This window comes from Streptomyces sp. NPDC059957 (assembly GCF_042730015.1).
Taxonomy (GTDB): Bacteria; Actinomycetota; Actinomycetes; order Streptomycetales; family Streptomycetaceae; genus Streptomyces.
The window spans coordinates 46,043-65,557 of the sequence record NZ_JBHWMB010000032.1 but is presented as its reverse complement, the minus strand read 5'-3'; the positions used below and the strand labels follow the sequence as shown (position 1 = coordinate 65,557).

Below are 19,515 nucleotides of genomic sequence, written 5' to 3'. Positions count from 1 at the left end.
GCGTCACACCTTCGCGGAGTCCGCGCCGGAGGAGGGTCCGGCGGCCGGCCCGGCGGCCGGCCCGGAAGCCTCGTCGGGCGTCCCGAGCCGGACGTCGTTGTGCCGGACGCCCTCGGTGATGGCGACCGTCCGGGCGAGGTCGGTGATCTTCTGCTCCAGCGAACGGAAGCGCAGGAAGGTGTTGAGCGTGAGGAAGCCCATCGCGAGGACCATCACGTAAAGCACGAGGTCAGTGCCCCGGCCGACACCGAGGTGCTGCGCGACCCAGGTGACGTCGGTCGGGCGGAGCACCGCGTAGACGTTGACGATGACGAACACCGAAAAGGCAATTCGCTTCCAGGCCCGGTTCTTCGCCTGGCTCCAGGTCCGGATGAACACCAGCGCCATGGAAACAGAGCCGGCGATGAGCAGCAGCTGGATCCAGAAATATTTCATCGACGCCCACGCTCCCGCAGCGAAATATCAAAAACGATGTTGACGCCGTTGATGAGGGACTGTCCCTTGGCCCGCGAATAGTCGGTGTAGAGGATGTCCACCGGAATCTCGGTGACCCGCAAGTCGGAGCCGGCGAGGAAACCGACGAGCTCCGAGGCGTGGGCCATGCCGTTCATGGTGATGTTCAGGCGCTCGGCGGCCGCACGGCCCAGTACGCGCAGACCGTTGTGCGCGTCGGTGAGCCGCAGCCTGCGCGCGGTGGGGCTCACCGCGGCGGCCGTGCGCAGCACGACCTGCTTGATCCACGGCACCTGGCCGTTCTGCTCGATGAACCGGGAGCCGAGCACCACGTCGGCGTCGCCGGCCCGCAGCACCGCGACCATCGTCTCGACGTCCTTGGTCTGGTGCTGGCCGTCCGCGTCGAAGGTCGCGAAGTACTGCGCGCCGGGCTGGGCGAGTGCGTACGTGAGGCCGGTCTGCAGGGCCGCGCCCTGACCGAGGTTGACCGGATGCCGCACCAGGTGGGCGCCGGTGGTCGCGATGTGCTCGGCCGAATCGTCGGTGCTGCCGTCGTCGACGACGACGACGTTCGGGAACGTCTCGAGCGCCTCCTCGACGACGCCGGCGATCACTCGGCCCTCGTTGTAGGCGGGAATGACCAGCCAGACATCGTCGTACTCGGACACGGCAGCTCCAACGCCCAGGCCTCTCACGGCGGCCGCGTTTCGGGCCTCCGGGCCGCCCAGCGTAGGGAGTTCGGGTTTCGCGAAGCTGGCGCGCAGGCAACGTCCACACGCACAGCGTGGTGTCCCGCGGGGTCCTCAGCCCGCCCGGCTGTCCCGGGCCGCCTGGGCCAGAGCGCCGAAACCGGGGGTGGCCAGGGCCTTGGCCAGCTGCTCCCGCCAGTCGCTCATCGGGGCCAGGCCCACCAGGGCCCAGCGGTCGTGCGCGAGGACGCTGAAGGCGGGACGGACCGCCGGCCGGACGAAGGAGGCGGAGGTGGTCGGGCGGATCCGCCCGGGGTCCAGGTCGCTCAGCCGGTAGACCTCGCGCGCCAGCCCGAACCAGCTGGTCACACCGCTCGCGGTGCCGTGATAGATGCCCGCGGGGGCCCGGCCCGCCAACGCCGCCCGGCCCAGCTCGACGAGCCGCTGGGCGAGCGCGACGGACCAGGTGGGCTGGCCCTGTTGGTCGTCGACCACGTCCAGGGTGTCCCGTAGGGCGGCCAGCTTGAGCATGGTGGCGACGAAGTTCGGGCCGTGATCGCCGTACAGCCAGGCGGTGCGGACCACATAGCCGTCCTGCGGCAGGAGTTCGGCCACGGCCTGCTCGCCGACCAGCTTGGAGCGGCCGTACGCGTTCACCGGCCCGGTGGCCGCGTCCTCGGCGTAGGGCTGCGAAGCGTCCCCCGGCAGCACGTAGTCGGTGGAGATCTGCAGCAGGCGCGCACCGTTGGCGGCGCAGGCCTCGGCGAGGATCCGTGCGCCGGCGCCGTTCACGGCGGCGGCGGCCTCCTCGGCCGTCTCCGCACCGTCCACGTCGGCCCAGCCGGCGCAGTTGACGACGAGGGTCACGCCCTTGAGGGCCGACCGGACCGCGGCCGGGTCGGTGATGTCGAGCTCGGCACGGCTGAGGCCGACGGTCTCGATCGCGTTGCGCCGCAGTTCGGCCACGACGTCCCGGCCGAGCATCCCGGCCGCGCCCGTGACCAGCCAGCGGTCATTCCCCCGGTCACCCGTCATTTTTTCGGTGCCGCCTTCGTCTCGGCCCGCGGGGCGCATCCATATTCGTCGCCTCCGTTGCCGTACCACGAAATACCCTTCCGCGATAACCGATCGTTCCGTCTGGGCCGGAATCCGCCCCTCACCAGGATGCACATGAAGTGAACATTAGCTGTGCGGTGCGTTGGTCACGGGCTTAACCGGAAAATGCCCCGCCTGCTCGCATAGTGTTGCGCCATGCGTGGAATTCTCTTGGCCGGCGGCACCGGATCCCGACTCTGGCCGCTGACGCGGGCAGTGTCGAAGCAGCTGCTGCCCGTCTTCGACAAGCCGATGATCTACTACCCGCTCTCCACTCTGGTCATGGCCGGGATCAGTGAGATCCTCGTCATCACCAACCCGGACGACCGCGACCAGTTCGAGCGTCTGCTCGGCGACGGCTCGCAGTTCGGCATCCGGCTGGAGTACGCCGTCCAGGAACGCCCCGACGGCATCGCCCAGGCCTTCGTGCTCGGCGCCGACTTCATAGGCGACGACTCCGTGGCCCTGATACTCGGCGACAACATCTTCCACGGCAGCGGCCTCGGCACCCGCCTGGCGCAGCACACCGACTCCAAGGGCGGCCGGGTCTTCGCGTACCCGGTGGCGGACCCGACGGCGTACGGCGTGGTCGAGTTCGACAAGGACGGCCAGGCCATATCCATCGAGGAGAAGCCGGCCAAGCCCAAGTCCCGCTACGCCGTGCCCGGTCTGTACTTCTACGACAACCAGGTCGTGGAGATGGCCCGGGACCTGAAGCCCAGCGCCCGCGGGGAGCTGGAGATCACCGACATCAACGACGCGTACCTCCAGGCCGGTCAGCTGAACGTCACCGTCCTCGACCGCGGTACCGCCTGGCTGGACACCGGCACCTTCGTCTCGATGGTGCAGGCCTCGGAGTTCGTGCGCGTGATCGAGGAGCGCCAGGGCTTCAAGATCGGCTGCATCGAGGAGGCCGTCTGGCGGGCGGGCCTGATCGACTCCGCGCAGCTGCGCACGCTGGCCGAGCCGCTGACCAAGAGCGGCTACGGGGACTACCTGATCGGTCTGCTCGAGGCGGAGGCCACACGATGAAGTTCCGGGAGCTCTCCATCGAGGGCGTATTCGAGATCACGCCCCAGCAGCACGGTGACCCGCGCGGCATGTTCATGGAGTGGTACCGCTTCGACCGGCTCGCCGAGGTCGTCGGGCACCCGCTGAACCTGGCGCAGGCCAACCTCTCGGTCTCCCAGCGCGGTGTGGTCCGCGGCATCCACTTCGCCGACGTCCCGCGCGGCCAGGCCAAGTACGTCACCTGCGTGCGCGGCGCCGTGCTCGACGTCGTCGTGGACATCCGGGTCGGCTCCCCGACCTTCGGCCGCGTGGAAGGCGTCCGCCTGGACGACGTGGACCGCCGCGCCGTCTACCTCCCCGAGGGCATGGGCCACGGCTTCTGCGCGCTGACGGACGACGCCACTCTGTCCTACATCTGCTCGGAGACGTACAACCCCACGGGGGAGCACTCGATCCACCCGCTCGACCCCGACCTGGGCATCGACTGGCCGGCGGACGTCCCGCTGCTGTCGGCCCGTGACGACGCGGCCCCCTCGCTGGCCGAGGTCACCGCGGCCGGAATGCTGCCGGACTACGCCGCGTGCATCGAGTTCACGGAGTCCCTGCGGGTGAAGTAGCCGCCGCGCGCGGAGCGACGCAGGGAAGAGGGCCGTACCCCCGCGGGGAGTGCGGCCCTCAGCACGTGAGCCCGTACGACGCCTGAGTCCGTACGAAGCCTGAGCCCGTACGACGAAGGGCCCCTCCCCCGTCGCGTGAACGACGGGGGAGGGGCCCTCCTGTCAAACATGGTGCCCGCGTCAGCGAGCTACCAGGTCAGAACACGAATTACTTCGTGATCTTGATGACCTGGCCGGCGCCCACGGTACGACCACCCTCACGGATGGCGAACTTGAGGCCCTCCTCCATGGCGACCGGCTGGATCAGCGCGACCGTCATCTCGGTGTTGTCGCCCGGCATGACCATCTCCGTGCCGGCCGGCAGGGTGACAACACCCGTGACGTCGGTGGTACGGAAGTAGAACTGCGGACGGTAGTTGTTGAAGAAGGGGGTGTGACGGCCACCCTCGTCCTTCGACAGGATGTAGGCCTGGGCCTCGAACTCGGTGTGCGGGGTGACCGAACCGGGCTTGATGATGACCTGGCCGCGCTCGACGTCCTCGCGCTTGATGCCACGGAGGAGCAGACCGACGTTCTCGCCCGCCTGGCCCTCGTCGAGCAGCTTGCGGAACATCTCGATACCGGTGACCGTGGTGGTGGTCTTGGTCTCCTTGATGCCGATGATGTCGACAGTCTCGTTGACCTTCAGGATGCCACGCTCGATACGGCCGGTGACGACGGTACCGCGACCGGTGATCGTGAAGACGTCCTCGACGGGCATGAGGAACGGCAGCTCGGTGTCACGCGGCGGGGTCGGGATGAAGTCGTCGACGGCAGACATGAGGCCGAGAAGCTTCTCGCCCCACTCCTTGTCGCCCTCGAGCGCCTTCAGCGCGGAGACGCGGACGACCGGAAGGTCGTCGCCCGGGAAGTCGTAGTCGGAGAGGAGCTCACGAACCTCGAGCTCGACGAGCTCCAGGATCTCCTCGTCGTCCACCATGTCGGCCTTGTTCAGGGCGACGACGATGGAGGGGACGCCGACCTGGCGGGCCAGGAGCACGTGCTCCTTGGTCTGCGGCATCGGGCCGTCGGTGGCGGCGACCACGAGGATCGCGCCGTCCATCTGCGCGGCACCGGTGATCATGTTCTTGATGTAGTCCGCGTGACCCGGGCAGTCGACGTGGGCGTAGTGACGCGCCTCGGTCTGGTACTCGACGTGCGCGATGGAGATGGTGATACCGCGCTGGCGCTCTTCGGGAGCCTTGTCGATCTGGTCGAAGGCCGAGGCCTCGTTCAGGTCCGGGTACGCGTCGTGCAGCACCTTGGTAATGGCGGCCGTGAGGGTCGTCTTACCGTGGTCAATGTGACCGATGGTGCCGATGTTGACGTGCGGCTTAGTCCGCTCGAACTTCGCCTTCGCCACGGGGTCCTCCTGGAGAGTGGTTCTGTACGCCTTGCTCATCGGCGCCAGGTGATCTTTGCTGGATAGCCGGTACCCCGGGGCAACGGGAGGGTTGCTCCTGTTGCCCCTGAGGCTCCGGTGACAAGCCTAAAGCGTGTACTCGGAAGAGTTACTCGCCCTTGGCCTTCGCGATGATCTCCTCGGCGACGTTCCGGGGAACCTCGGCGTAGGAGTCGAACTGCATCGAGTAGCTGGCGCGACCCGAGGTCTTGCTGCGGAGGTCTCCGACGTAGCCGAACATCTCCGAGAGGGGCACGAGGCCCTTCACGAGGCGAGCGCCGTGACGCTCCTCCATGGCCTGGATCTGGCCACGGCGGGAGTTGATGTCACCGATGACGTCACCCATGGACTCCTCCGGCGTGGTGACCTCGACGGCCATCATCGGCTCGAGGAGCACGGGAGAAGCCTTGCGCGCGGCCTCCTTGAAGGCCTGCGAACCGGCGATCTTGAAGGCGAGCTCGGAGGAGTCGACCTCGTGGTAGCCACCGTCGAGAAGGATGACGCGGACGCCGGTCATCTCGTAGCCGGCGAGGATGCCGAACTTCATGGCTTCCTGCGCACCCGCGTCGACCGAGGGGATGTACTCCCTCGGGATGCGGCCACCGGTGACCTTGTTCACGAACTCGTACGCGGGACCGTCGGCCTCGAGGATCGGCTCGATCGCGATCTGCACCTTGGCGAACTGACCGGTACCACCGGTCTGCTTCTTGTGGGTGTAGTCGTGACGCTCCACCGTCTGGCGGATCGTCTCGCGGTAAGCGACCTGCGGCTTGCCGACGTTGGCCTCGACCTTGAACTCGCGCTTCATACGGTCGACCAGCACCTCGAGGTGCAGCTCGCCCATACCACCGAGGATGGTCTGGCCGGTCTCTTCGTCCGAGTGAACGTGGAAGGAGGGGTCCTCCTCCGCGAGAGACTGGATGGCTACACCCAGCTTCTCCTGGTCACCCTTGGACTTGGGCTCGATGGCGACCTGAATGACCGGGGCCGGGAAGTCCATGGACTCCAGGATGACCGGGTTCTTGTCGTCACACAGCGTCTCACCGGTGGTGGTCTGCTTCAGGCCCATGACGGCGACGATGTCACCGGCGCCCACCGCTTCGATCTCTTCACGCTTGTTCGCGTGCATGCGGTAGATCTTGCCGATGCGCTCCTTCTTGCCCTTGACGGAGTTCAGCACCGCAGTGCCGGCCTCCAGGCGGCCCGAGTACACCCGGACGAAGGTGAGCTTGCCGAGGTGCGGGTCGCGCATGATCTTGAACGCGAGCGCCGCGAGGGGCTCCTCGTCAGACGGCTTGCGCTTCACGACGACCTCGGCGTCCCGGACGTCGTGGCCTTCGATGGCCTCGATGTCCAGGGGCGACGGGAGGTAGCGGACGACGGCGTCGAGCAGGGGCTGAACGCCCTTGTTCTTGAACGCCGTGCCACAGAACACCGCGGTGACGGTGGCACCCTTGTCGCCCTTGGAGCCGATGATGATGCGACGCACAGCGGCGTGCAGCTGCTCGACCGTGGGCTCGACGCCCTCGAGGAACAGCTCCATGATCTGGTCGTCGTTCTCGGCGACCGTCTCGACCAGCTTGGCGTGCCACTCTTCAGCGGCTTCCTTGTGGGTGTCCGGGATGTCGACGATGTCGTACATCTCGCCCTTGGTCGCCTCGGCGGACCAGACGAACGCCTTCATGGTGACCAGGTCGACAACGCCCTGGAAGTCCATCTCGGCACCGATGGGGAGCTGCATCACGATCGGAACCGCACCGAGGCGGTCCTTGATCATGTCGACACAGCGGTGGAACTCGGCGCCGGTGCGGTCCAGCTTGTTGACGAAGCAGATGCGCGGGACGCCGTAGCGGTCCGCCTGACGCCAAACGGTCTCGGACTGCGGCTCCACACCGGCGACACCGTCGAACACGGTGACGGCACCGTCGAGGACGCGGAGCGAACGCTCCACCTCGACCGTGAAGTCAACGTGACCCGGGGTGTCGATGATGTTGATGGTGTGGTCGACGTCTTCGAGCGGCCAGTGGCAGGTCGTCGCGGCAGACGTGATCGTGATGCCGCGCTCCTGCTCCTGCTCCATCCAGTCCATCGTGGCAGCGCCGTCGTGGACTTCACCGATCTTGTAAGACACACCGGTGTAGAACAGGATGCGCTCGGTGGTGGTCGTCTTGCCCGCGTCGATGTGAGCCATGATGCCGATGTTGCGCACCTTGGCCAGGTCAAGCGAAGTGGTAGCCATATCGGCTCAGTCTTCTCTCGGTCTCGATGTGGGTTGGGACTACCAGCGGTAGTGCGCGAAGGCCTTGTTGGACTCGGCCATCTTGTGCGTGTCCTCGCGCTTCTTGACGGCAGCGCCAAGACCGTTGGAGGCGTCGAGCAGCTCGTTCATGAGGCGCTCGGTCATCGTCTTCTCGCGGCGGGCGCGGGAGTAACCCACGAGCCAGCGCAGCGCGAGGGTCGACTGACGGCCCGGCTTGACCTCGATCGGCACCTGGTAGGTGGCGCCACCGACACGGCGGGACTTGACCTCGAGCGACGGCTTGACGTTCTCCAGCGCGCGCTTCAGCGTGATGACCGGGTCGTTGCCGGTCTTCTCGCGGAGGCCTTCCATGGCGCCGTAAACGATGCGCTCGGCGGTGGAGCGCTTGCCGTTCAGGAGGATCTTGTTGATGAGCGACGTCACCAGAGGAGATGCGTAGACCGGGTCGATGATGACCGGGCGCTTCGGGGCGGGGCCCTTACGAGGCATTTTTTACTTCTCCTTCTTGGCGCCGTAGCGGCTGCGGGCCTGCTTGCGGTTCTTGACAGCCTGGGTGTCAAGCGCACCGCGGATGATCTTGTAACGAACACCCGGCAGGTCCTTCACACGGCCACCACGCACGAGCACGATCGAGTGCTCCTGCAGGTTGTGTCCCTCACCCGGAATGTAAGCGGTGACCTCGATGCCAGAGGTCAGACGCACACGCGCGACCTTACGCAGCGCCGAGTTCGGCTTCTTCGGGGTGGTCGTGAACACTCGCGTGCAGACGCCGCGACGCTGGGGCGAAGCCTCAAGCGCGGGGGTCTTTGTCTTCTCGACCTTGTCCTGCCGGCCCTTACGGACCAGCTGCTGGATCGTAGGCACTACTTCTCCGGTTTCTGTGTGCCGTGTAGTGAAGCTAACCTGGAACATTTGCCGACCCACGCGGTCGGGTGTGTCGGATCCGGCGGACCTCCACGCAAGCGTGGAAACGCATGAATCGCGGTGGCTGAATACGGCTCAGGTGCGGTTGATGGACACGCACAGGAGCCCAGGCACACCCCAGGCACAAGGTCTGAGCGTACCTACCGCATCCACTCCGGTCAAAACAAAAGCCCCGACCCCCGAAGCCCGAAGGACCCGCAGGCCAGTCGCCACAAGGCCGAAGTCGGGATGCGACCCCTCCGACGTGCGGCCGTGGTGCACATGTGCTAAGCGGAACCACCGCCGCCCGCGGCCGCACGCACCGTATCGGGGCGGTGGCCGTGGGTTCGGGCCCGCACGACGGGAGCCGCTCCCCGGCCGACAACCGCGCCCCGGCGCTCCACCGAAAGGGGGAACCCCCCGCGTCCGCGGCCGGCCGGCGCACCCTGCGCACACCCGTCCGGACCGCCCTGCCGGTGGCCGTCCCACCGCCCGCCCTGGTTCCACGCGTCCGCGTCCCCCCGCCCCGCCCCGCCGTCCGCCGCCCTGGAGCCGAGCCGCTGCCCGCCACCATGGACGCCGGATCCGACGTACCACCAGCCGGACAGTCGACCAGCAGGGAGCAGACCCTTGGGGACCTTGGCCGTCGAGCCCGCGACGCAGAGCAGTTCACCCCCCGGCCGGGACCGGCCCCGGCCCGCGCCGCGCCGCGCCATCCGCTTCTACGGCCCGCTCCTCGCGTTCCTCACGGCCTCGGGCGCCTTCTGCGCGTCCTGGGCGGTCCGGGGCACCTTCCCCTTCGGCGACACCGGCCGGGCCGTCAACGACCAGGCCAACCAGTACGTCCCCTTCCACAGGGCCCTGTGGGACCTGGTGCACGGCAGGGCCGCCGGCGACCTCCTCTTCACCTGGCGCGGCGGCTTCGGCCAGCAGTTCCTGTCCGACTACCACACCTACCTCGGCAACCCCTTCTCCTGGCTGGCCGTCCTCGTCCCCCGCGCCCACGTGGACCTCGCCGTCTTCGCGATCACCCCGGTCACGATGGGCGCCGCCGCCGCCCTGATGGCCGTCTACCTCGGCAAGCTCCACGCCGGCCCGTGGTGGCAGCGGGGCGTGCTCGGAGCCGTCTACGCGCTGTGCGGCTGGGCGCTCAGCGACGCCTCGTACATCCCGATGTGGATGTGGGGCCTGGTCGCGCTCCCGCTGCTGGGCATCGCCGTCGAATGGTGCCTGGAGGACCGCCGCTGGCCCGGAGTGGCCCTGCTGGTCGCGCTCGCCTGGTTCGGGAACTTCTACACCGCGATGATGGCGACGATGGCCGCGTGCGTGCTGCTCGCCGTCCGCCTGATCGTCCTCGAGCTCACCGGAGCCCAGCGGCTGCGCACCGTGTGGCGGGCCGGGACGGCCGCAGCGACGGGCATCCTGCTCACGCTCCCCCTGCTCCTGCCCGCGTTCCTCTCCAGCGGGGCCGCCCAGCCCACCGGGGCGGCGGCCTTCGACCCGGTCCGGATCGAGGTCTTCCTGGCGGGCATGCTCCCCGGCACCCACCTGTGGGGCGGCCGGCCCCGGCTGTACGTGGCCTCGCTCGGCCTGATCCTGGCCGGGTCCTTCCTCCTCAACACGGGGATCGCGCGCCGGACCCGCCTGGCCTGGACGGCGGCGGCCCTGCTCGTCGTCCTCTCGTTCCAGTTCCCGCCCACCCAGTACGTCTGGCACGGGCTCGCGGTGCCGAACGGCAACCCGTACCGCGAGACCTTCGTGTTCAGCGGCATGGTGGTGGTCATCGCCTGGCTGTCGCTGGCCAACCGGCCGCGCCCGGCGCACCTGGCCCTGACGGCGGCCCTGCTGGTCGCCGCGACCTTCGCGCTGCGCCACACCGACGACTTCGGCGGGGCCACGTGGCCGGCCGTCCTGGGCGGCGGCGCGGTGTCGCTCCTCGCGCTGGTCCTGCCGGCGCTGGGAGACAAGCACCGCGTACTGGTCCCCGTGGCCGCGGTCCTCATGGTCGGCGTCGTCTTCGCCGAATCCACCGCCGCCGCGGCGGGCGCGGACGCCCGCCGTGCCCGCGAACGCTGGGCGAAGCCGATCGCCACCTCCAGCAGGTCGATCACCAACCACTTCGACGCCGTCCGCTCGGTCGACGGCTGGCCCGCCTACCGCACCGACTCGGGCGGCCCGCAGACCTCGTACAACGACGCGCTCGCGCTCCGGGCGCAGGGCCCGCAGTACTACAGCAGCTACCTCCCCAAGGCCACGTACAAGGCCCTGGAACCCCTCGGCTACGGCTACACGAACGACGGCCGCACCTTCTTCGGGGCCGACAATCCCGTCCTGGACGCGATCTTCTCGATCGGCGCCCGCGCCGAGCCGGGCCCGGAGAAGGACAGCTGGACGGCCCGCACGTTCCCCGCCCCGCCCCTGGTCACCGTCCGCAGCGCCCCGTACACCTCCCCCAACCCCCCGGCCGGCGTCTACGCCCACCAGGAGCAGGTCCTCGGCGCCACCGTCTACCGGGTCCCGCCCGTCACCCGCGGCGGCAGCGCCACGAAGCAGCGGTACACCGCCCGGTGCGCCCCCGGCTCCGAAGCCTTCTGGTACTCGCCCCGGCTGTACGGCACCGTCTCCTACGCGGGCACCCAGAGGCCCCTGGAGGACCGGACGGCCGGGGTGCTGCGCCTGGGCGAGGTGCCCGCCTCCGGACGGGTCGACGTCACCGTGCGGACCCGTACCCGGGGCGGCAGCGCCGGCGCCCACCCCGTCGGCTGCCTGGACCGGGCCGCGCTCGCCACGACGGTCGCCCGCCTCACGGCCACGGGCGCCACCCACGTCAGCGCGGGCGGCCACACCATCGAGGCCACCCTCCCGAAGGCGTCCTCCGGCACCGCCGTCTTCGCGATGACCGCCGTCCCCGGCTGGCAGTGCTCGGCCCCCGTGCAGAGCTTCCACGGCCTGGTCTCCCTGGACATCCCGCAGGGCACGTCCAAGGTCTCCTGCACCTTCCGCCCCAAGGGCCTCACCCCCGGCCTGGCAGGCGCCACCCTCGGCCTCCTGGCCCTGGCCTCGGTCACCATGACGAGCCTGCGCCGCCGGCGCACCGGGGCCTGATCCCGGCCGGACCCGGCTCACGACACGAAGAAGCCCCCTGCCTCTCCTCTCGGAGCGGCGGGGGGCTTCCTCGTACTAGCTAACGAGCTCAGCCGTTGTACGGGCCGTAGTCGTAGTCCTCCAGCGGGACAGCCTGGCCGGAGCCGGTGCCGAAGGGCGAGTAGTCGATGTCGTCGTAGCCGACGGCCGAGTACATCGCGGCCTTGGCTTCCTCGGTCGGCTCGACCCGGATGTTGCGGTAGCGGGCGAGGCCCGTACCGGCCGGGATGAGCTTACCGATGATGACGTTCTCCTTGAGGCCGATCAGGGAGTCGGACTTGGCGTTGATCGCCGCGTCCGTCAGAACCCTGGTCGTCTCCTGGAAGGACGCCGCCGACAGCCAGGACTCGGTCGCGAGCGAGGCCTTGGTGATACCCATCAGCTGCGGACGGCCGGAGGCGGGGTGACCGCCCTCGGTGACCACACGACGGTTCTCGGTCTCGAACTTCGACCGCTCGACCAGCTCGCCCGGCAGGAGCTCCGCGTCGCCGGACTCGATGATCGTCACGCGGCGCAGCATCTGCCGGATGATGATCTCGATGTGCTTGTCGTGGATCGACACGCCCTGCGAGTTGTAGACCTTCTGGACTTCGCCGACCAGGTGGACCTGGACCGCACGCTGGCCGAGGATGCGCAGCACGTCGTGCGGGTTGGTGGCACCCATGGTCAGCTTCTGGCCGACCTCGACGTGGTCGCCCTCGCCGACGATGACCTTGGCGCGCTTGGAGATCGGGAAGGCCGTCTCCTCGCTGCCGTCGTCGGGCGTGATGACGATCTTCTTCGTCTTCTCGGTCTCCTCGATCCGCACGCGGCCGGCGGCCTCGGAGATCGGGGCGACACCCTTCGGGGTACGGGCCTCGAAGAGCTCGACGACACGCGGCAGACCCTGCGTGATGTCGTCACCTGCCACACCACCGGTGTGGAAGGTACGCATCGTCAGCTGGGTACCGGGCTCACCGATGGACTGGGCGGCGATGATGCCGACCGCCTCACCGATGTCGACCAGCTTGCCGGTGGCGAGCGAGCGTCCGTAGCAGAAGGCACAGGTGCCGACCGCGGACTCACAGGTCAGGACCGAGCGGGTCTTGACCTCCTCGACGCCGTTGGCGACCAGGGCGTCGATGAGCACGTCACCGAGGTCGACGTTGGCCGGCGCGATGACCTTGCCGTCGATGACGACGTCTTCGGCCAGCATGCGGGCGTAGATCGAGGTCTCGACGTCGTCGGCCTTGCGCAGCACGCCGTCCTCGCCGCGAACGGCGATCTTCAGCTTCAGGCCGCGCTCGGTGCCGCAGTCCTCCTCGCGGATGATGACGTCCTGCGAGACGTCCACCAGACGACGGGTGAGGTAACCCGAGTCGGCGGTACGCAGGGCGGTGTCCGCCAGACCCTTACGGGCACCGTGCGTGGAGATGAAGTACTCCAGAACGGTGAGGCCCTCACGGAAGGACGCCTTGATCGGACGCGGGATGGTCTCGTTCTTCGCGTTCGACACCAGACCACGCATACCGGCGATCTGTCGCATCTGCATCATGTTTCCTCGGGCACCCGAGTCAACCATCATGAAGATGGGGTTCGTCTTGGGGAAGTTCGCGTTCATCGCCTCGGCAACCTCGTTGGTCGCCTTGGTCCAGATCGCGATGAGCTCCTGCGTGCGCTCGTCCTTGGTGATCAGACCGCGCTCGTACTGCTTCTGGACCTTCTCGTCCAGCTCCTCGTAGCCCTTGACGATGGCCTTCTTGGCCTCGGGCACGACGACGTCGGAGATGGCCACGGTGACGCCCGAACGGGTCGCCCAGTGGAAGCCGGCCGCCTTCAGGTTGTCGAGCGTCGCCGCCACGATCACCTTGGGGTAGCGCTCCGCCAGGTCGTTGACGATCTCGGAGAGCTGCTTCTTGCCCACCGAGTAGTCGACGAACGGGTAGTCCTCGGGCAGCAGCTCGTTGAAGAGCGCGCGACCCAGGGTCGTCTTCAGACGGAAGCTGTCGCCCGGCTGGAACTCCTGCTCGCCCTCTTCGGCGATCGGGGCCACCCAGCCGCGCGGCGGGATGGTGCCCACCGGGAAGCGGATGTCCACGGCCGACTGGAGAGCCAGCTCGCCGTTGTCGAACGCCATGGTCGCCTCGGCGGTCGAGCCGAACGCACGGCCCTCGCCCTTGACGTCACGGAGCTCGCCGTCGGTGGTGAGGAAGAACAGACCCAGCACCATGTCCTGGGTCGGCATGGTGACGGGACGACCGTCTGCCGGCTTCAGGATGTTGTTCGAGGACAGCATCAGGATGCGGGCCTCGGCCTGCGCCTCTGCCGAAAGCGGCAGGTGCACGGCCATCTGGTCACCGTCGAAGTCCGCGTTGAACGCGGTGCAGACGAGCGGGTGGATCTGGATGGCCTTGCCTTCGACCAGCTGGGGCTCGAAGGCCTGGATGCCGAGGCGGTGCAGCGTGGGCGCACGGTTCAGCAGAACCGGGTGCTCGGCGATGACCTCTTCGAGCACGTCGTAGACGACCGTGCGGCCGCGCTCGACCATGCGCTTCGCCGACTTGATGTTCTGCGCGTGGTTCAGGTCGACCAGGCGCTTCATCACGAACGGCTTGAAGAGCTCCAGCGCCATGGCCTTGGGCAGACCACACTGGTGCAGCTTCAGCTGGGGACCGACGACGATCACGGAACGCGCGGAGTAGTCCACGCGCTTGCCGAGAAGGTTCTGACGGAATCGACCCTGCTTGCCCTTGAGCATGTCGCTCAGGGACTTCAGCGGGCGGTTGCCGGGACCGGTCACCGGACGACCACGACGACCGTTGTCGAAGAGGGCGTCGACGGCCTCCTGAAGCATGCGCTTCTCGTTGTTCACGATGATCTCGGGGGCACCGAGGTCCAGGAGGCGCTTCAGACGGTTGTTGCGGTTGATCACGCGGCGGTACAGGTCGTTCAGGTCGGAGGTCGCGAAGCGGCCACCGTCCAGCTGCACCATCGGACGCAGGTCCGGCGGGATCACCGGCACGCAGTCCAGAACCATGCCCTTGGGCTTGTTGCTGGTCTGCAGGAACGCGGAGACGACCTTGAGGCGCTTGAGCGCACGGGTCTTCTTCTGGCCCTTGCCGGTACGGATGATCTCGCGGAGGCGCTCGGCCTCTTCGTCGAGGTCGAAGGACTCCAGACGCTTCTGGAGCGCCGCGGCGCCCATGCAGCCGTCGAAGTACGTACCGAAGCGGTCGCGCAGCTCGCGGTAGAGCAGCTCGTCGCCCTCGAGGTCCTGGACCTTGAGGTTCTTGAAGCGGGCCCACACCTCGTCGAGGCGGTCGATCTCGCGCTGGGCGCGGTCACGGAGCTGCTTCATCTCGCGCTCGGCACCTTCGCGCACCTTGCGGCGTACGTCGGCCTTGGCGCCCTCGGCCTCGAGCTCGGCCAGGTCGGTCTCGAGCTTCTTGGCACGGCCTTCGAGGTCCGAGTCGCGTCGGTTCTCGATCTGCTGGCGCTCGACGGAGACGTGCGCCTCCAGGGACGGGAGGTCGCGGGTGCGGCGCTCGTCGTCCACGAACGTGATCATGTACGCGGCGAAGTAGATGACCTTTTCGAGGTCCTTCGGCGCGAGGTCCAGCAGGTATCCGAGGCGCGACGGGACGCCCTTGAAGTACCAGATGTGGGTGACGGGAGCGGCAAGCTCGATGTGGCCCATCCGCTCGCGACGCACCTTGGCGCGCGTGACTTCGACGCCACAACGCTCACAGATGATGCCCTTGAAGCGGACACGCTTGTACTTACCGCAGTAGCACTCCCAGTCCCGGGTCGGACCGAAGATCTTCTCGCAGAAGAGTCCGTCCTTCTCGGGCTTGAGGGTGCGGTAGTTGATGGTCTCCGGCTTCTTGACCTCGCCGTGGGACCAGGTTCGGATGTCGTCCGCGGTGGCAAGGCCGATCCGCAGCTCGTCGAAGAAGTTGACGTCGAGCACTGTGCGTCAATCCCTCTTTCGGGGTCGAGTCTCAATCATGGTCTGAACGGTCCCGGGGATGACGGGGGGCTCTTGAGCGAGCCCCCCGTCAGGCCCGTCAGACCTCTTCGACGCTGCTCGGCTCACGCCGGGACAGGTCGATACCGAGCTCCTCCGCCGCGCGGAAGACGTCCTCGTCGGTGTCGCGCATCTCGATGGACATGCCGTCCGAGGACAGCACCTCCACGTTGAGGCAGAGCGACTGCATTTCCTTGATGAGCACCTTGAAGGACTCGGGAATGCCCGGCTCGGGGATGTTCTCGCCCTTGACGATGGCCTCGTAGACCTTCACGCGGCCGGTCACGTCATCGGACTTGATGGTCAGGAGCTCCTGGAGGGCGTAAGCGGCGCCATAAGCCTCAAGCGCCCACACCTCCATCTCACCGAAGCGCTGGCCACCGAACTGCGCCTTACCACCCAGCGGCTGCTGCGTGATCATCGAGTACGGACCGGTCGACCGAGCGTGGAGCTTGTCATCGACCAGGTGGTGGAGCTTCAGGATGTACATGTAGCCGACCGAGACCGGCTCCGGGAACGGCTCGCCGGAGCGGCCGTCGAACAGACGCGCCTTGCCGGACGGGAGGACCAGGCGGTCGCCGTCGCGGTTCGGGATGGTGTGCTCGAAGAGGCCGGAGATCTCGTCCTCGCGGGCACCGTCGAACACCGGGGTGGCGACGTTGGTACCGGGCTCGACGCGGTCGGCGCCGATGACCTTCAGTCGCTCGGCCCACTCCTCCGCGAGGCCGGAGACGTCCCAGCCGCGGCTGGCGAGCCAGCCGAGGTGGATCTCCAGGACCTGTCCCGGGTTCATTCGGGACGGGACACCCAGCGGGTTCAGGATGATGTCGACCGGCGTGCCGTCCTCAAGGAAGGGCATGTCCTCGATCGGAAGGATCTTGGAGATGACACCCTTGTTGCCGTGGCGGCCGGCGAGCTTGTCACCGTCGGTGATCTTGCGCTTCTGGGCGACGTAGACGCGGACCAGCTGGTTCACGCCCGGGGGAAGCTCGTCGCCCTCCTCGCGGTCGAAGACGCGGACACCGATGACCTTGCCGATCTCACCGTGAGGAACCTTGAGCGAGGTGTCACGCACCTCGCGGGCCTTCTCACCGAAGATCGCGCGGAGCAGGCGCTCTTCCGGGGTCAGCTCGGTCTCGCCCTTGGGCGTGACCTTGCCGACCAGGATGTCGCCGGCGACTACGTCCGCACCGATGCGGATGATGCCGCGCTCGTCGAGGTCCGCCAGGACCTCCTCGGAGACGTTCGGGATGTCCCGGGTGATCTCCTCGGGGCCCAGCTTGGTGTCACGGGCATCGACCTCGTGCTCCTCGATGTGGATCGAGGAGAGGACGTCGTCCTGTACGAGGCGCTGCGACAGGATGATCGCGTCCTCGTAGTTGTGACCTTCCCAGGGCATGAACGCGACGAGCAGGTTCTTGCCGAGGGCCATTTCGCCCTCTTCGGTCGCAGGACCGTCGGCGAGGACCTGGGACTCGATGATCCGGTCACCCTCGTTGACGATGACCTTCTGGTTGACCGAGGTGCCCTGGTTCGAGCGGGAGAACTTGGCGACGCGGTACGTGGTGTACGTGCCGTCGTCGTTGGCGACGGTGATGTAGTCGGCCGAGACCTCCTGGACGACACCGTCCTTCTCCGCACGGATCGAGTCACCGGCGTCGACCGCACAGCGGTACTCCATGCCGGTGCCGACGAGCGGCGCCTCCGCCTTGATGAGCGGAACGGCCTGGCGCATCATGTTCGCGCCCATGAGGGCACGGTTGGCGTCGTCGTGCTCCAGGAAGGGGATCATCGCGGTGGCGACGGACACCATCTGGCGCGGGGAGACGTCCATGTAGTCGACGTCGTCGCCGGCGATGTAGTCGATCTCGCCACCACGACGGCGAACCAGCACGCGGTTCTCGGTGAAGCGCATGTCGTCGGACAGGCCGGCGTTGGCCTGGGCGATGACGAAGCGGTCTTCCTCGTCGGCCGTCAGGTAGTCGACCTCGTCGGTGACGACACCCTCGATGACCTTGCGGTACGGGGTCTCGACGAAACCGAACGCGTTGACGCGGCCGTAGGACGCGAGCGAGCCGATCAGACCGATGTTCGGGCCTTCAGGGGTCTCGATCGGGCACATGCGGCCGTAGTGCGACGGGTGAACGTCTCGGACCTCGAAGCCGGCCCGCTCACGGGACAGACCACCCGGGCCAAGCGCCGACAGACGGCGCTTGTGGGTGAGACCCGACAGCGGGTTGTTCTGGTCCATGAACTGCGACAGCTGGCTGGTGCCGAAGAACTCCTTGATGGAGGCGACGACCGGCCGGATGTTGATCAGGGTCTGCGGCGTGATCGCCTCGACGTCCTGGGTCGTCATCCGCTCGCGGACGACGCGCTCCATACGAGCCAGACCCGTACGGACCTGGTTCTGGATGAGCTCGCCGACGTTGCGCAGACGACGGTTGCCGAAGTGGTCGATGTCGTCGGTCTCGACGACGATCGAACGACCCGACTCACCGACGGTCTCGGTCTCACCGGCGTGCAGCTTGACCAGGTACTTGATGGTCGCGATGACGTCGTCGGTGGTGAGCACGCCGGCGTCCAGCGGCTCATCGGCGCCGAGCTTCTTGTTCACCTTGTAGCGGCCGACCTTCGCGAGGTCGTAGCGCTTCGGGTTGAAGTAGAGGTTCTCGAGCAGCGTCTGAGCGGCTTCGCGGGTCGGCGGTTCGCCGGGACGCAGCTTGCGGTAGATGTCGAGCAGCGCGTCGTCCTGGCCCTGGGTGTGGTCCTTCTCCAGGGTGGCGCGCATGGACTCGTACTCGCCGAACTCCTCGAGGATCTGCTCGGTGGTCCAGCCGAGAGCCTTCAGGAGGACGGTGACGGACTGCTTGCGCTTGCGGTCGATGCGAACACCGACCATGTCGCGCTTGTCGATCTCCATCTCGAGCCAGGCACCCCGGGAAGGGATGATCTTGGCGGCGAAGATGTCCTTGTCGGACGTCTTGTCGATGGAGGAGTCGAAGTAGACACCGGGGGAACGGACGAGCTGCGACACGACGACACGCTCGGTGCCGTTGATGACGAAGGTGCCCTTGTTGGTCATGAGCGGGAAATCGCCCATGAAGACCGTCTGAGACTTGATCTCTCCGGTCTCGTTGTTCGTGAACTCGGCAGTGACGAAAAGCGGCGCCGCGTACGTGAAGTCGCGGTCCTTGCACTCGTCGACCGAGTTCTTCGCCGGCTCGAAACGGTGGTCGCGGAACGTCAGCGACATCGACCCGGAGAAGTCCTCGATCGGCGAGATCTCCTCGAAGATCTCTTCCAGACCGGACTTGGTGGGAACGTCCTGTCCGCTCTCAAGCGCCGACTCGACGCGAGACTTCCAGGCGGCGTTGCCGAGCAGCCAGTCAAAGCTCTCGGTCTGCAGCGCCAGGAGGTTCGGAACCTCGAGGGGCTCCTTGATCTTTGCAAAGGAGATGCGCAGCGGGGCGGTGCTGGCACCGTTGTTCGTATTGGTCGAGGCGTTGCGCGAGGCGGCCAAGAGGGGGTCCTTCCGAGGGCTCGGACTCACTACGCGCGTACCGGTCCCAGCTGACACAGAAGACAAGCGCCCCCCATCTGGTCAAAAGGACCAGCTCAGGGCCGTTCAATCAAGTGTGCTCATGCGTGGGCATGCCCCTGGCGACGGGCAGGGGGCAGCTAACAGGCAGCGCAAAGGGTCAGTGTAGCCACTAGGCTCACTGATGTCCAGACCAGGTTTCCGGAAACCGGCAACAGGCCTTCCCCATGTCGTTTCAACTGCGTCCAACGGTTCGGCTCTCGCATACAGAGCGCGTAACAGTACTGCCCTCTTCGTAGTCGATCCATGCCCGATGCGGGCCCGATCCATGCCTCGGATCTCGGATCGAGTCTGC

At 67.4% G+C, this 19,515-nt stretch carries 12 protein-coding genes; 3 read left to right on the top strand and 9 right to left on the bottom strand.

Annotation, left to right across the window (positions count from 1 at the left end; translation table 11 throughout):
* Positions 1 to 3 precede the first annotated feature (3 nt).
* The 3 genes from ACFWBW_RS22215 to rfbD form a co-directional block, all read right to left on the bottom strand.
* Positions 4 to 435 (bottom strand): DUF2304 domain-containing protein, encoded by a 432-nt coding sequence (locus tag ACFWBW_RS22215; protein ID WP_385374980.1) that lies wholly within the window; start codon positions 433 to 435, stop codon positions 4 to 6.
* Entirely contained in the window at positions 432 to 1,121 is a 690-nt protein-coding gene (locus ACFWBW_RS22210; RefSeq protein ID WP_385374978.1) for a glycosyltransferase family 2 protein, read from the bottom strand. The genes ACFWBW_RS22215 and ACFWBW_RS22210 overlap by 4 nt, the downstream gene beginning before the upstream one ends.
* A gap of 135 nt (positions 1,122 to 1,256) precedes the next feature.
* Complete coding sequence (gene rfbD / locus ACFWBW_RS22205) at positions 1,257 to 2,177, bottom strand: dTDP-4-dehydrorhamnose reductase (RefSeq protein ID WP_385374976.1); 921 nt, start codon at positions 2,175 to 2,177, stop codon at positions 1,257 to 1,259.
* Between the two features lie 216 nt (positions 2,178 to 2,393).
* Between rfbD and rfbA the strand changes: the two genes are divergently transcribed.
* Together rfbA and rfbC are read left to right on the top strand one after the other, a co-directional pair.
* Positions 2,394 to 3,269: a glucose-1-phosphate thymidylyltransferase RfbA gene (gene rfbA / locus ACFWBW_RS22200; RefSeq protein WP_385374974.1), complete on the top strand. Its 876-nt coding sequence runs from the start codon at positions 2,394 to 2,396 to the stop codon at positions 3,267 to 3,269.
* On the top strand, positions 3,266 to 3,865 hold the full coding sequence (gene rfbC, locus ACFWBW_RS22195; protein WP_385374972.1) for a dTDP-4-dehydrorhamnose 3,5-epimerase: 600 nt from the start codon (positions 3,266 to 3,268) through the stop codon (positions 3,863 to 3,865). The genes rfbA and rfbC overlap by 4 nt, the downstream gene beginning before the upstream one ends.
* 208 nt (positions 3,866 to 4,073) lie before the next feature.
* On the opposite strand, the gene tuf is transcribed toward rfbC, so the two are convergent.
* The 4 genes from tuf to rpsL all read right to left on the bottom strand — a co-directional run bounded on the left by tuf (position 4,074) and on the right by rpsL (position 8,430).
* The gene (gene tuf / locus ACFWBW_RS22190; RefSeq protein WP_327309305.1) at positions 4,074 to 5,267 is read right to left on the bottom strand and encodes an elongation factor Tu; all 1,194 of its coding nucleotides are present in this window, start codon (positions 5,265 to 5,267) and stop codon (positions 4,074 to 4,076) included.
* Positions 5,268 to 5,415: 148 nt separating this feature from the next.
* Positions 5,416 to 7,545: an elongation factor G gene (gene fusA / locus ACFWBW_RS22185; RefSeq protein WP_243333348.1), complete on the bottom strand. Its 2,130-nt coding sequence runs from the start codon at positions 7,543 to 7,545 to the stop codon at positions 5,416 to 5,418.
* Positions 7,546 to 7,584: 39 nt separating this feature from the next.
* The gene (rpsG, locus tag ACFWBW_RS22180; RefSeq protein ID WP_215023410.1) at positions 7,585 to 8,055 is read right to left on the bottom strand and encodes a 30S ribosomal protein S7; all 471 of its coding nucleotides are present in this window, start codon (positions 8,053 to 8,055) and stop codon (positions 7,585 to 7,587) included.
* A gap of 3 nt (positions 8,056 to 8,058) precedes the next feature.
* A complete protein-coding gene (gene rpsL / locus ACFWBW_RS22175; RefSeq protein WP_007265893.1) occupies positions 8,059 to 8,430 on the bottom strand; it encodes a 30S ribosomal protein S12 in 372 nt (123 codons plus the stop codon).
* Between the two features lie 669 nt (positions 8,431 to 9,099).
* Between rpsL and ACFWBW_RS22170 the strand changes: the two genes are divergently transcribed.
* On the top strand, positions 9,100 to 11,574 hold the full coding sequence (locus ACFWBW_RS22170; RefSeq protein ID WP_385374970.1) for a YfhO family protein: 2,475 nt from the start codon (positions 9,100 to 9,102) through the stop codon (positions 11,572 to 11,574).
* Positions 11,575 to 11,662: 88 nt separating this feature from the next.
* Here ACFWBW_RS22170 and ACFWBW_RS22165 read toward each other — a convergent pair whose 3' ends face one another.
* Both ACFWBW_RS22165 and rpoB read right to left on the bottom strand, forming a co-directional pair.
* The gene (locus ACFWBW_RS22165) at positions 11,663 to 15,562 is read right to left on the bottom strand and encodes a DNA-directed RNA polymerase subunit beta' (protein ID WP_243333344.1); all 3,900 of its coding nucleotides are present in this window, start codon (positions 15,560 to 15,562) and stop codon (positions 11,663 to 11,665) included.
* 97 nt (positions 15,563 to 15,659) lie between these two features.
* On the bottom strand, positions 15,660 to 19,142 hold the full coding sequence (gene rpoB, locus ACFWBW_RS22160; RefSeq protein WP_243333342.1) for a DNA-directed RNA polymerase subunit beta: 3,483 nt from the start codon (positions 19,140 to 19,142) through the stop codon (positions 15,660 to 15,662).
* Positions 19,143 to 19,515: the final 373 nt, after the last annotated feature.